Below are 12,358 nucleotides of genomic sequence, written 5' to 3'. Positions count from 1 at the left end.
TAATCGTAACCTGACAGTTCCCTGGCAATGACCGCGCGCCGATGACCGGAGGCACGATGGCGCGGCCGCCACGGCGCGGAGACCTTGACCACCGACGCATGCGGCGGGCCGCGGTGGCCGCACGGCGCGGCCGAAGCGCATAAAAAAGAAAAGCGAAGCTTCCTTGCGGAAGCTTCGCCAGGCGATAAGGAATCGTGGCTTACTTCGCGGCCGGTGCCGGAGCAGCCGACTTCTTCGCGGTGGCGCCCGATTTGGCCTTGTGCTTGTGGGTATGCGCCTTGGCCGGCTTGGCATTGGCCGAACCGGCTTCAGCGGCGAACACGGCGGGCGCCGCGCTCAGACCCAGGCACAGGGCGGACGCGGACAGGAAAGCAGCGATACGGGAGCGGTTGGTCATATGAAACTCCATATTTAGCAAGGCCATCAGGCCTCAACCCACGGGAACGGCACCATGCCATGTTTCCCGTACTGCGTTTGAGCAGGACTTTGCGCGAAGGTTTCGTCGACACCGAAAAAAAATCCCGCCATCGATTTCAGGCGCTTTTCAGAAAAATTGTGGCGTGTCCGGCCATTCGCCAGCAGTGCATGCGACCGCCAACGCCGCACGCAGGACCTCAACCGCGACGATGCTTCTGCCGATGCCTATCGCAGGAAAGCCGCCTGCCGTCGATCCTGACCTTGGTCGAGGCCGGCATGGGCGCCGCTGTCGTGCCATGGTCCATGGTGAAGGCGAAGACCTCGTCCCTGCGATTCCACAAGATCGAACTATCGCCCGCGCCAACGGCGCAGATCGTGGTGGCAAGCGTGCCGCGCCGCGCCGGCGTGACCGCTCAGGCCTTCGTCGCGGATTTTCTTTCGCGGCGTTCCGATCGCGCTTGAACGCACGTGCGACCGGCACGGTCATTGGACGCAACGCACAGCACGGCCTACAATCCCCTTCATGACTTCCCGGCATCCCGTGCACGCCTTCGTTGCCGCCCGTCCGCTTCAGCGGCGGGGGCTGGCGTGCGCGCGCCCGCTTCGACGCCACAACACCGGACCGGCCGCGGCTTTTGCCGCACATGCTTGAGCCCGGCGACCCGCAGCACCCCTTCCCCCCAAAGCGCATTCCTCCAGGTCGTCGGGCACAGCCCGCGCGAAACCGTGCCGCACCGCCGTGCGGCGCACGACCCACAAGGAGTGCCCCATGCACGTTTCCGCCGAAGAAAGAGTCCTGAGCGAACTCGACCATGCCCGTCTCGTCGGTCTGCTGACCCGGCTGACCGCCAGCCGTCACGATGACGCCACCCAGGACGCCCACGACCTGCTCGTCACGGCGCCCACCGTCCCCGGACCCGCCGTGCCGCCCGATCTCGTGACCATGCGCACACGGCTCTTGCTGCGCGGCGAGGACAACGGCGAGCAGGAGCTGACGCTCGTCTATCCGGCCGAGGCCGACGCCGCGCACGGCTGCATCTCGGTGCTGTCGCCGCTGGGCCTGAGCCTGATTGGATGCCGCGAAGGCCAGACGATCCAGTGGCAGGGACGCGACCGCGTCGTGCACACCAGCACGATCGCCAAGATCCTGTATCAGCCCGAAGCTGCCGGCGACTACGGCACATGACACGGCTGTGACGCCGCGCGCCACAGGCGCGCAATGACTGCATCGCTTTCGGGCGCCCCGCGACCGCATCGCTTCGATGCGTAATCACCACTTCGCCCCGACACGGCAGTGACGCTCCGCCCTGCCCCGACCTCTTCCCATGCCCGCCGGCGGGCCTCGTCACGCCTGCCGGGCGGAAGAAAGGATCGACATGGACATTACCAAAGCCTTCATCAAGGCCAAGCAACCCTGCGCGGACGGCTATCGCTGGTACCTGCGCAACGCCAGGGCCGATGATTCCTATCAACAATTGCTCGACGCCCTTGTCGCCGACGGCCGCGTCGGCGACGCGTGCTGGCTCCTCGACCAGTTCGGCCCCACCGACGCCGTGTGCGTGCTGGACGATATCGAGGCGCACGCCATCGTCTTCGCCGGCACGTTGCACGTGCGAGGCAGCGTCCGCGTGGACACAGTCCTGCGCGTCGGCCGCGACTTGCGCGTGGACGGCGGCATACGCGCCAACCGCGTCACGTCCGGCGGCGAAATACGCTGTGGCGCCGCCCTGTCCTGCGATGCGGCGATCGCGGCAGGCGGCGACCTGCTGGTTGCCTGGAACCTCGATGCCGCCGGTGCAGTCTCGGCCGAACGCCTGCGTGTCGGCTGGGACTTGACGGGCGGGGCCGGGCTGCGCGCGCGCGCCGACGTCTGGGTCGGCGGTTCCCTGCATCTGCACGGACCGCTGGACGGTCTGGCCGGCGTACGGGTCGGCGAAGAGATGGAATGCGCGGCGGCCATCACGGTCAAGCACGGCGTGGAATGCGGCGCCACCTTGCGCTGCGCCGGACACATCCACGCCGGATGGGGGATACGCGCCTCGGGCTCGATACTGGCCGAAGGCGCCATCCGCGCCGGCGAAAGCATACGCGCGGGGGAAGAAATCCGGGCAGGCCCTGGGTACGGCATCTATGCGGGACTGGACGTACGCGATGACGCATGGGAAACCAGCGCCCAGGTCCGGGCGCGCCGCCGGCCCGTCCAACTGCACAGCGGCTGGTGGGCCGGGCCGGACGAATCGGCTTGCTCGCCGAATGACGCTGCGTCTGCTTGCCCCACCTAGCCAGCACGTCGGCAGACTCATCGCGAGAACGAAAGTCCTGAGCGACCGCTGCCCCAACGCACCGCGCAGCCTCACGGTCCACGAAACGCGAGCACCTCCACACCGAACCGCAACGCGCAAGATCATCGCGCCCACACCGAACCACAACGCGTAAGATCATCGCGCCCACACCGCACCACAACGCGTAAGATCATCGCGCCCGCGCAGGGCGGGCGCGATGATCGGGCACCGCAAAATCATCCAGAACGCGAAAGTCCAGCCACGAAGCGCAAGAACCCCACCCGCCCCAGCAGCCGCCGATAAGGCACGACGCAGTCCGGCGGGGTGGCCATTGGCCCTGTCCGGCACGTCGGAGGCCGAGCGAGCGGACGCTGAAGGAAGGCGAGCCGCACCGCTGTCCGAAAGAACGCCGGCATCGAGCGGCCGCCGGACGAAGCGAGCGATGCGGTGTCCGGCGCCCGGGCGCCGGACCGGCCGACCGGGCCGGACAGGGCCAATGGCCACCCCGCCGGACGGCCAGCGTCACGGTGCCGCCCCGCCCGCCGGATACCTATTGGCGAACCACGGAACCGCCGGTCATCCGGCGCCGTTCTTCAAGCGATCCAACGCATGTTCCAGGCGGTCCACGGCCCACACTTCCAGCCCTTCGATCGGGTGCCGCGGCGCATTCGCCTTGGGGATCAGCGCAACGTTGAACCCCAGCTTCGCCGCTTCCCGCAGGCGCTCCTGCCCGCGCGGCGCCGGCCGGATCTCCCCCGCCAGGCCAACCTCGCCGAACGCCACCATCCCGCGCGGCAACGGCCGGTCGCGCAGCGACGACATGATGGACAGCAGAACCGGCAGATCCGCCGCGGGCTCGGTGATCCGCACGCCGCCGACCGCGTTGACGAACACGTCCTGATCCGACGTCACCACTCCCGCATGCCGATGCAGCACGGCCAGCAGCATCGCCAGCCGGTTGCTTTCCAACCCGACGGTAAGGCGCCTCGGGTTGGAGCCCTGCACGCCATCCACCAGCGCCTGGATTTCCACCAGCAAGGGGCGCGTGCCCTCCTGCGTCGCCATTACGCAGGATCCGGCCACCTGCCGGTCATGCTGCGACAGGAACAGCGCGGAAGGATTGGCCACGCCGCGCAGTCCGCGGTCCGTCATCGCAAACACGCCCAATTCATTCACGGCGCCGAAGCGGTTCTTGAAGGCGCGCACCAGGCGGAAGGACGAGTGCGTGTCGCCCTCGAAATAGAGCACCGTATCCACGATGTGCTCCAGTACCCGTGGGCCCGCCAGGGCGCCGTCCTTGGTGACGTGGCCGATCATGACGATCGCGATGCCCGTCTGCTTGGCCAGACGGGTCAATTGCGCCGCGCATTCGCGCACCTGCGATACGGACCCCGGCGCGGCGGTCAGCTCGCCGCTGTACAGCGTCTGGATGGAATCGATGACGGCGACCGCGGGTTTCTGCTCGGTGACCGCAGCCTGGATGGCCTCCAGACGGATCTCCGCGAGCAAATCGACATTGCCCGTGGTCAGACCCAGGCGCCGCGCGCGCAGCGCCACCTGTTCGGCGGATTCCTCCCCGGTCACGTACAGGACGCGCGCCGATTCGGACAAAGATGCCAGCGCCTGCAGCAGCAAGGTAGATTTACCGATGCCCGGATCGCCACCGATCAGCACCACTGCCCCCGCTACCAGGCCGCCGCCGAGCACGCGATCGAACTCGTCCAGCCCCGTGGGTTGGCGCGGCACCTCGCGCGCTTCGATCTCGGCAAGGCTGCGCACCGGGCTGGATGACGCCAGCGGCGCGTAGCGATGGGAAGCCGCCGCGGCGGGCGCGGCGGCGGTCTCCACGGTTTCTTCCAGGGTATTCCAGGCGTTGCAGTGCGGGCATTTGCCCTGCCATTTCGGGCTTGTGCCGCCGCACTCGGCGCAGACGTAAACGGTTCGGGATTTGGCCATGCCGGCAGTGTACCGGCAAGGCGCCGTCAGCGGCCGGCGATGCTGCCGCCGCCATCCACCGACAGCACCTGCCCGGTGATGTACCCGGCATCATCGGAAAGGAGGAATGCAATGGCGGCCGCCACATCGGCCGGGCTGCCGATACGCTTCATCGGAATGGTGGACAGGATCCGCTTTTCGGCGTCGCTGCCAACCGGCCGGCTGGCCCGGAACAATTCTGTTTCGATCGGGCCCGGCGCCACGGCATTGACGGTAATCCCGTACTCGGCCAACTCCAGCGCCCACGTGCGCGTACACCCCACCAGCGCGTTCTTCGCCGCCGAATAACTGGTCCGCTCATAGCCGCCATAGATGGCCCGGCTGACCACGTTCACGATACGTCCGGCACGGCGCGCCTTCATGTTCTCGACGAAAGCCTGCGCGACCTGGACGGCGACGCGCACGTTCAGATCCAGCACGTTGAACAGCGATGCCAGCTCCACGGATCCCAGCGGTTGCGGCAGCACCAGGCCTACGTTGTTGACGACCGCATCGACGGGATACTTGTCACGGATTTCGCGCAGCACTTCCTCGGTTTTGCCGGCATCCGCCAGATCGCATGCATACAGATAACCCGGGAAATCGACATCGCTCGTATTCCGGGCAATGCCGACCACATGGCATCCCATATCCGCCAGGCGCCGCGTGAGCGCCCAACCGATTCCCTTGGTGGCTCCCGTCACCAGGACGCATTTGTCTTTCATGGTTACCTCGCCTTCAGACTGCTTACCGCAAAGCGCCAAGTAGACCACCATCCGGACCGTCTGTCTCGGGTTTCGTGCGCGGCCAGGCAACCCGCCGTCGCGCCGCCCGGATCGGCCGCTGCGGCCGCGCCGGCGCGATGCGACGACGCCATGGCGGAGATCAGGCGACGCTGCGGACCGGCACACGCGCCGCGAGCGCGCAAAGAAGTTCGTAGCCAATGGTTCCGGCGGCCTGGGCGACCTCGTCGACCGAAGGTCCGTCAGCGCCCCAGAGCGACACCGGCGCGCCGATTCCAGCGTCCGGCACGGGCGTCAGGTCCACACACAGCATGTCCATGGAGACCCGCCCAAGGACGCGCGTGCGCACGCCAGCCACGACGATGGGCGTGCCGGTTCCCGCATGCCGCGGATAGCCGTCCGCATAGCCGCACGCCACCACGCCAGTGCGCAAGGGGCGGTCCGCGGTGAACAGGCTGCCGTAGCCGACGGCGTCGCCCGGTTGCAGGTGTTGGACCGCGATGATCTGCGAACGCAGCGACATGGCGGGTCGCAAGCCGAAGGTGGCGGCGTCTGTATCGAAGAAAGGCGAGGCGCCGTACAGGCAGATGCCCGGACGCACCCAGCTTTCGCCATCCGGCCGCGCGAGCGCGATTTCGGGATAGCGCAGCGTGGCCGCGGAATTCGACAGGCTGACCGGGCCGGGCAGATCCCCGGCCGTGCGTTGGAAGACTTCCAGCTGGCTCGCCACGCCCTCGGGCGCGTCGGCATTGGCGAAATGCGTCATGCGCCCGACGGCTCCCAGGACGCCTTGTTCGCGCAGCGCCTGCGCGCGGGCGAAAGCGTCGCGATAGGCCTGCGGCGCGAAGCCGAGCCGGTTCATGCCGCTGTTCAGTTTGACGAAAACGTTCAGCGGGCGCGAAGGCCGATAGCCGGCCAGCATGTCTAGCTGTTCGCGCGTGTGAACCACCGACGTCAGGCGATAGCGGTCGAGGATTTCCAGATCGGCAGGTTCGAAGAAGCCTTCCAGCAGCAGAATGGGTTTCGTCCACCCCGCTTCCCGGCACTCGACGGCTTCGGCCAGGTCGAGCATGGCAAGGCCGTTTGCGTTGGCGAACCCGCGCGCCGCCTGGGCCGTGCCATGCCCGTAGCCATGGGCCTTGATGACGGCCCAGATGGAGGGAGTCTTGCAGGCATCGCCGCGGCCCCGCGCAGCGGCTGCGGCCTGTTCCAGATGCCGCTGCACGACGGCAAGATTGTGAGCCAGGGCGGAGACGGAAATGGTGACGGAAATCGGGCGTGGCATTGCGGCAATCCTTAGGCATGCCAAGTCTACCCGATTGCCCTGCCGCGAACGGCGCGGACGCCGTGGCGGGGGCCTCTAAAATAAGCGGCCGATCAACGCCTGGAACAAGGCGGCCCATCCACGCCTGACGTACGGCCGCGCCGCCGCCCCTTCTTCGAATCGGCGCGCCGGCGCGGCGCCTCCCCACATGGCTGTCGACCACTACGAGAATTTCCCTGTTGCCTCCGTCCTGCTGCCGCGCCGGCTGCGCCGCGCCGTGGCGGACATCTACCGTTTCGCCCGCAGCGCCGACGACATCGCCGATGAAGGCGCCGCCGATGACGCACAACGGCTGGCCGCCCTTGCGGCGTATCGCGCCGAGCTGCACCGGATCGCGCAGGGCAAGCCCGGCGCGAGGCCCATCGCCGACCCGCAACTTGCGCGCGTCTTCGACCCGCTGGCCGATACCATCGCGCGCCACCAATTGCCGATCACGCCGTTCTACGACCTGCTGTCCGCCTTCGAACAGGACGTGACCGTGAAACGCTACGCCGACATGAGCGCCCTGCTCGATTACTGCGCGCGTTCGGCCAACCCGGTGGGCCGGCTGATGCTCCATCTGTACGGCGCGGCAACGCCGGGTAATGTGCGCGACGCCGATGCCATCTGCACCGGCCTGCAACTGACGAATTTCTGGCAGGACGTCCGCATCGATTGGCGCAAACAGCGGGTGTATCTGCCGCAAGACACCCTGCTTCGGCACGGGGTCACGGAAGAAGATATTGCGGCATGCCGGCTGACGCCGGAATGGGAAGGCCTGATGCGCGAGTTGGTCGCACATGCTCGGGCGCTGTTACACTCCGGCGCGCCGTTGGCCCGGCGCCTTCCCGGCCGCATCGGCTTGGAACTGCGATTGGTCGTCCAGGGCGGCCTCCGTATACTGGAACGCATAGAGGGCGCGCGCTTCGACGTGTTCATGAACCGTCCGGAATTGGGCCCCAAGGACTGGGCGCTGATGATCTGGAAAGCGCTGCGCCATGGATGATTAGATGAATCCCGACGAATACTGCCAGGAAAAGGCCGCCAAGAGCGGGTCCAGTTTCTACTACGCGTTTCTGTTCCTGCCGCCCGAGCGGCGGCGCGCGATTACGGCGCTGTATGCCTTCGGGCGTGAAGTGGACGATGTGGTCGATGAGGTCAGCGATGTCTCCGTGGCGCGGATCAAGCTGGCGTGGTGGCGTACCGAAATCGACCGGATGTACGGCGGCGCGCCCGAGCACCCCGTGACGCGTGCGCTGGCGCCCCATCTGCAGCCCTATGGGATTGCGCGCGACCGTATGCTTGCCGTCATCGATGGGATGGAAATGGACCTGGACCAGACGCGCTACCTGGACTGGCCGGGGCTGCGCAAGTACTGCTGGCACGTGGCTGGCGTGATCGGAGAAATGTCGGCGGCCATATTCGGCTATACCGATCCCTCGACGCTGGTCTATGCGGAGCGGCTGGGGCTCGCCTTCCAGATGACGAACATTATCCGGGACGTGGGCGACGACGCGCGGCGCGGCCGCATCTATCTGCCGGTGAACGACCTGCAGCAGTTCGGCGTAAAGGCCGCAGACATCCTGAACGGGAAGTATTCGCCGGCCTTCAGCGAGCTGATGGCCTTCCAGGCCGATCGCGCGCGCGGCCTATACAAAGAAGCCATGCAGGCGCTGCCGGAAGCCGACCGCCGCGCGCAACGGCCGGGGTTGATGATGGCGGCGATCTACCACGCGCTGCTGGACGAAATCGAACGCGACAACTGGCAGGTTCTGCATCAGCGCATCTCGCTGACGCCCCTGCGCAAGTTGTGGCTGGCCTGGAAGACCTGGGTAGGCGGCGGACGGAACGTGGTGCGGCGGTTGTCGCGGTGAAAACCGCGGTCGTCGGTGCGGGCTGGGCGGGGCTGGCCGCGGCGACGGCGCTGCGCGAGGCCGGCTGCGACGTGACCGTCTACGAAGCCGGCCATACGCCGGGCGGCCGGGCCCGCCGCGTGCCGGGCACGAAAGACGATTTCGCCATGGCGCTGGACAACGGCCAGCATATTCTGCTGGGCGCCTATACCGAAACCCTGGCGCTGATGCGGCGGCTGGGACGCGATCCCGGCGCGCTGCTCCTGCGCCAGCCGCTGCGCCTGGCGGCTCTGAACAACCGCTTCCGGCTGTCGGCGCCGCGCCTGCCCGCGCCCTGGCACACGGCGGTGGCGCTGCTCGGGGCGCGCGGATTGGGCTGGCGGGACAGGCTCGCATGCGTCCGCATGATGCGTTCGTTGCGCGCGTCGAACTGGCGAACCGCGCGCGGCGAAACCGTGGCGGATCTGCTGCAGCGGCACAGGCAGCCGCCCGGGCCGGTACGCTGGCTCTGGGAACCGTTGTGCCTGGCGGCGTTGAACACCCCCATTGCACAGGCGTGCGCGCAGCTCTATGCGAACGTACTGCGGGACAGCCTGGGCGGCCCCGGAAACGCCACGGACATCCTGCTGCCCCGGGTCGATATGTCGGCGCTGTGGCCCGACGAAGCAGCCCGCCGCTGCCGCATGCGCTACGGCCATGCCATCAGGCGCGTCGATCCCGGCGGGGCCGGCGTGGCCGTCGATGGGGAACGCTACGACGCCGCCGTCATCGCGGTTCCGCCGGCGGCCGCCGCCCGCCTGTTGCGGCGCGGCGCCGCGGGCGACCTGGCGGCCGGGCTGGGAACGATGGCCCATGGGCCCATCGCCACCCTCACGCTGCAACTGGCGGCGCCGTGGGCGCTGCCTGAACCGATGATGATGCTGGCAGAATCGCCGGCGCGCGGACATGACGGCCAATGGGTCTTCGATCGCGCCGCCCTGGCGGGGCGCGTCGGCCGCCCGGCGGAACTGTCCGTGGTGGTCAGCGCCGCCACGGCGCTGGCCGCGCGCGGGCGCGATGCCGCCATCGCGGCGATCGTGGAGCAGCTGCGGGAGCAAGCCCTGCAGGGCGGGCTACCCCCCATGCCAGCGGTCGTGCGCGCCACATTGCTGGTCGACAAGCGGGCGGCTTTCATGGCGCTGCCGGGCCTGTGGCGGCCCCCGCAGGCGACGGCATGGCGGGCGCTCGCCCTGGCGGGAGATTGGACAGATACCGGCTATCCCGGCGTGCTGGAAGGCGCGGTACGCAGCGGCTTGCGCGCGGCCGCGGCGATTCTCGAAAAAGCGCCCGGCGCCTGACGTCGTTTCGTCTCGCGCCGGAAACAGCGCGCGGGCCTACAGCAGGCCGCGTACCGTATAAAGGCCCGCGGCCGTCAGCGCGAGCGAACCGGCCAGGCTTGCTGCCGCATACGCCAGCGCCATGCCGAGCGCGCCTTCCTCGACGAACGCAACGGTTTCAGCCGAGAAAGTGGAAAACGTCGTCAAGCCCCCAAGAAATCCGGTAATGCACGCGAGCCGCACCCAGGCCGGCCAGTCGGGATGGGCGGAGACCAGCGCCATCAGCACGCCGATTGCATAGCCGCCAAGCAGATTGGCCGCGAAGGTGCCCCACGGCCAGCCGCCGGCGTTCAGGAACAACCCCAAAAGCCAGCGCAGCCATGCCCCCAGCGCCGCGCCGGCGCCGATGGCGATGAAATTCGCGGGTGAGAGTATCGGCAGCATAGGAATGGGATCGTCGATAGGAGAAACGGCCGGCGTGCGCCGCGACAACGCGCGACGCGACGTGCGCGCCACGTGCGGCGGGCGGGAGCCGGGCAGGATTATCGCAAAGAACTATCGCAGCAAACGGCGCCGCATCAACACCGCGGCCGCCCAAACGGCCAGCGCGGCGGTCGCCAGCAGCTGAAGAACATCGCCCCACAATGCCGGGGGCGTCTGGCCCAGCACCAAAGGCCTGACGATGTCCACAGCCGGCGCCAGCGGCAGCCACTGCATCACCGCGACCAGAGGCGCGGGCAGCTGCGATACGGGGAAGAACACGCCGGACAGAAACACCATCGGCGTGACCCCGAGCGTGAAGTAATACATGAAGAAGTCGTAGCCGCGCGCCAGCGCGCTGACCACCATGGCCATGGCCGCGAACACCACGCCCATCGGCACCAGGACCAGAGGCAGCCAGGCAAGCGTGGGCGCCCGGGAAATATCGAGCGCAAGCACGACGAGCAGTATCGCGATGCCGCTTTTCAGCGCTTTGGCGGTGGCCCATAGGATCTCCGCCCAGACCACGTCGTCCAGGCTGAGAGGCGTATTCAATATGGCGTCCCAGGTGCGCTGGATCTGCAGGCGTGAAAACGCGTTGTACGTCGCCTCGAAGGTGGCGCCGTACAGCGCCCCCACGCAGATGGAGCCGGCGGAAAGGTAAGTCACATACGGCACGCCTTCCATGCCCGGCAGCATCCCGCCCAGGCCATAGCCCAGCGCCAGCAGCGCCACCATGGGGTCGAGCACATCCCCCAGGATGGTGGTCAGCGCGGTCTTGCGCCACACCAGGAAATTGCGGCGGATGACGGCGATGCTGCCGCGCGTCAGGGCGGGCCAGCGCCACATCGGCTGCGCGGCGGAGGATGGCGGCTGGTCCTGGACGGATGAATGCATGACGATCTCCCCGGGAGGCGTGCCCGATATCACGTGTCCTCGCGCATATCCCGGCCCGTGAGGCGCAGAAAAAGGTCTTCCAGATTGGCCGGCCGATGCAGGGAGCGCACGCCGGCCGCGCCGCGCAAAGTCGCGACGATAGGCTCGGCGTCGCCGGTGTAGCAAAAGGCGGTCTCGCCGCTGACCTCGATGCGCGCCCGCAGCGCCGCCCGGTGCTGCGCCAGCCAGGCGTGCAGGCCCTCGCCATAGACCTCCACCACCTGCGGCTCCACATGTTTCTCGATCAGGGCGCGCGGGCTGCCTTCCGCAATCATGCTGCCATGGTCGATGACGCCCAGTCTGTCGCAGAGGCGCTCGGCCTCATCCATGAAGTGCGTGGTCAGCAGAATCGTCTTGCCCTGCCCCAGCAAGGTTTTCAGGCGCTCCCAGATCAAATGCCGGGCTTGCGGATCGAGCCCCGTCGTGGGTTCGTCCATGACGATGAGATCCGGGTCGTTGATCATGGCGCGCGCCAAGGTCAGCCGGCGTTTCATGCCGCCGGAAAGCTCGCCGATGCGCGCGTCGGCCTTGGCGGTCAGGGCCGCGAACTCGAGCAGGCCGGGAATGCGTTCCTTGATCCGCCGGTCGGCCAGGCCGAAATAGCGGCCGAACACCAGCAGATTCTCGACGACGGTGAAGTCCGGATCCAGGTTGTCCATTTGCGGGACCACGCCGACCCGCATGCGCGCGGTGGTGGCCTGGGCTGGAACGGGGTATCCCAGCAAGGTCACGCTGCCGCCGTCAATGGGCGTCAGGCCCAGCAAGGCCCTCAGGGTGGTGGTCTTGCCGGCGCCGTTCGGTCCCAGCAAGCCATAGCATTCGCCGCGGCGCAAAAAAAACGACAGGCCCTGCACGATGGGCCGGCCGTTGTAGCGCTTGTACAGGCCTTCGATACGCAGGGCCGGCGTATCGGGCGCGAGGCGGGACATCGTATCTGAGGGCGCGAGCGTCATCGGTCCATTCTAGTGGGAACCGACCACGGCCGCGACGACCGTGCCGTTGCGCCGGCGCGCGCATACAACGCCCGCACGAGCCGGCCGCCCCGGCGGAATGC

General features: G+C 67.9%; 13 protein-coding genes. 6 read left to right on the top strand and 7 right to left on the bottom strand.

The window, feature by feature from the left end; all coding sequences use genetic code 11:
• Window positions 1-199: 199 nt before the first annotated feature.
• Window positions 200-397, bottom strand: coding sequence for a hypothetical protein (locus CAL13_RS07585; RefSeq protein WP_086071981.1), 198 nt, complete (start codon window positions 395-397; stop codon window positions 200-202).
• Between the two features lie 296 nt (window positions 398-693).
• On the opposite strand from CAL13_RS07585, the gene CAL13_RS07580 reads away from it, so the two are divergent.
• From CAL13_RS07580 to CAL13_RS07570, 3 genes are all read left to right on the top strand, one after another.
• On the top strand, window positions 694-879 hold the full coding sequence (locus CAL13_RS07580) for a hypothetical protein (protein WP_157664820.1): 186 nt from the start codon (window positions 694-696) through the stop codon (window positions 877-879).
• A gap of 307 nt (window positions 880-1,186) precedes the next feature.
• On the top strand, window positions 1,187-1,603 hold the full coding sequence (locus CAL13_RS07575; RefSeq protein ID WP_086056860.1) for a GreA/GreB family elongation factor: 417 nt from the start codon (window positions 1,187-1,189) through the stop codon (window positions 1,601-1,603).
• A gap of 190 nt (window positions 1,604-1,793) precedes the next feature.
• The gene (locus tag CAL13_RS07570; protein ID WP_086071979.1) at window positions 1,794-2,699 is read left to right on the top strand and encodes a hypothetical protein; all 906 of its coding nucleotides are present in this window, start codon (window positions 1,794-1,796) and stop codon (window positions 2,697-2,699) included.
• A gap of 576 nt (window positions 2,700-3,275) precedes the next feature.
• Here CAL13_RS07570 and radA read toward each other — a convergent pair.
• The 3 genes from radA to alr form a co-directional block, all read right to left on the bottom strand.
• Window positions 3,276-4,655, bottom strand: a complete 1,380-nt coding sequence (gene radA / locus CAL13_RS07565; RefSeq protein WP_086071978.1) for a DNA repair protein RadA — start codon at window positions 4,653-4,655, stop codon at window positions 3,276-3,278.
• Window positions 4,656-4,681: 26 nt separating this feature from the next.
• Window positions 4,682-5,398 carry an SDR family oxidoreductase gene (locus CAL13_RS07560; RefSeq protein ID WP_086056858.1) on the bottom strand — a complete coding sequence of 239 codons (717 nt, stop codon included), beginning with the start codon at window positions 5,396-5,398 and terminating at the stop codon, window positions 4,682-4,684.
• Between the two features lie 160 nt (window positions 5,399-5,558).
• Entirely contained in the window at window positions 5,559-6,701 is a 1,143-nt protein-coding gene (gene alr / locus CAL13_RS07555; RefSeq protein ID WP_086071977.1) for an alanine racemase, read from the bottom strand.
• Window positions 6,702-6,888: 187 nt separating this feature from the next.
• On the opposite strand from alr, the gene hpnC reads away from it, so the two are divergent.
• The 3 genes from hpnC to hpnE are packed head-to-tail and all read left to right on the top strand — an operon-like array spanning window position 6,889 to window position 9,909.
• On the top strand, window positions 6,889-7,725 hold the full coding sequence (hpnC, locus tag CAL13_RS07550) for a squalene synthase HpnC (protein ID WP_086071976.1): 837 nt from the start codon (window positions 6,889-6,891) through the stop codon (window positions 7,723-7,725).
• Window positions 7,726-7,729: 4 nt separating this feature from the next.
• A complete protein-coding gene (hpnD, locus tag CAL13_RS07545; RefSeq protein ID WP_086071975.1) occupies window positions 7,730-8,593 on the top strand; it encodes a presqualene diphosphate synthase HpnD in 864 nt (287 codons plus the stop codon).
• Window positions 8,590-9,909: a hydroxysqualene dehydroxylase HpnE gene (hpnE, locus tag CAL13_RS07540; RefSeq protein ID WP_086071974.1), complete on the top strand. Its 1,320-nt coding sequence runs from the start codon at window positions 8,590-8,592 to the stop codon at window positions 9,907-9,909. The genes hpnD and hpnE overlap by 4 nt, the downstream gene beginning before the upstream one ends.
• A gap of 36 nt (window positions 9,910-9,945) precedes the next feature.
• On the opposite strand, the gene crcB is transcribed toward hpnE, so the two are convergent.
• The 3 genes from crcB to CAL13_RS07525 all read right to left on the bottom strand — a co-directional run bounded on the left by crcB (window position 9,946) and on the right by CAL13_RS07525 (window position 12,233).
• A complete protein-coding gene (crcB, locus tag CAL13_RS07535; RefSeq protein WP_420042418.1) occupies window positions 9,946-10,332 on the bottom strand; it encodes a fluoride efflux transporter CrcB in 387 nt (128 codons plus the stop codon).
• 111 nt (window positions 10,333-10,443) lie between these two features.
• Window positions 10,444-11,265 carry an ABC transporter permease gene (locus CAL13_RS07530; RefSeq protein ID WP_232462545.1) on the bottom strand — a complete coding sequence of 274 codons (822 nt, stop codon included), beginning with the start codon at window positions 11,263-11,265 and terminating at the stop codon, window positions 10,444-10,446.
• A 29-nt stretch (window positions 11,266-11,294) separates the two neighbouring features.
• Window positions 11,295-12,233, bottom strand: coding sequence for an ATP-binding cassette domain-containing protein (locus CAL13_RS07525; protein ID WP_086071973.1), 939 nt, complete (start codon window positions 12,231-12,233; stop codon window positions 11,295-11,297).
• Window positions 12,234-12,358: the final 125 nt, after the last annotated feature.

The organism is Bordetella genomosp. 9, from assembly GCF_002119725.1.
In the GTDB taxonomy this organism is placed as follows: domain Bacteria; phylum Pseudomonadota; class Gammaproteobacteria; order Burkholderiales; family Burkholderiaceae_B; genus Bordetella_C.
The sequence above is the reverse complement of the archived record's forward strand: the minus strand, read 5'-3'. Positions and strand labels throughout refer to the sequence as shown.

Excerpts from the sequence above, each read along its gene's own strand:
- CAL13_RS07585 (WP_086071981.1), bottom strand. The coding sequence starts at position 397 with ATGACCAACCGCTCCCGTATCGCTGCTTTCCTGTCCGCGTCCGCCCTG.
- CAL13_RS07580 (WP_157664820.1), top strand. The coding sequence starts at position 694 with ATGGGCGCCGCTGTCGTGCCATGGTCCATGGTGAAGGCGAAGACCTCG.
- CAL13_RS07575 (WP_086056860.1), top strand. The coding sequence starts at position 1,187 with ATGCACGTTTCCGCCGAAGAAAGAGTCCTGAGCGAACTCGACCATGCC.
- CAL13_RS07570 (WP_086071979.1), top strand. The coding sequence starts at position 1,794 with ATGGACATTACCAAAGCCTTCATCAAGGCCAAGCAACCCTGCGCGGAC.
- radA (WP_086071978.1), bottom strand. The coding sequence starts at position 4,655 with ATGGCCAAATCCCGAACCGTTTACGTCTGCGCCGAGTGCGGCGGCACA.
- CAL13_RS07560 (WP_086056858.1), bottom strand. The coding sequence starts at position 5,398 with ATGAAAGACAAATGCGTCCTGGTGACGGGAGCCACCAAGGGAATCGGT.
- alr (WP_086071977.1), bottom strand. The coding sequence starts at position 6,701 with ATGCCACGCCCGATTTCCGTCACCATTTCCGTCTCCGCCCTGGCTCAC.
- hpnC (WP_086071976.1), top strand. The coding sequence starts at position 6,889 with ATGGCTGTCGACCACTACGAGAATTTCCCTGTTGCCTCCGTCCTGCTG.
- hpnD (WP_086071975.1), top strand. The coding sequence starts at position 7,730 with ATGAATCCCGACGAATACTGCCAGGAAAAGGCCGCCAAGAGCGGGTCC.
- crcB (WP_420042418.1), bottom strand. The coding sequence starts at position 10,332 with ATGCTGCCGATACTCTCACCCGCGAATTTCATCGCCATCGGCGCCGGC.
- CAL13_RS07530 (WP_232462545.1), bottom strand. The coding sequence starts at position 11,265 with ATGCATTCATCCGTCCAGGACCAGCCGCCATCCTCCGCCGCGCAGCCG.
- CAL13_RS07525 (WP_086071973.1), bottom strand. The coding sequence starts at position 12,233 with ATGTCCCGCCTCGCGCCCGATACGCCGGCCCTGCGTATCGAAGGCCTG.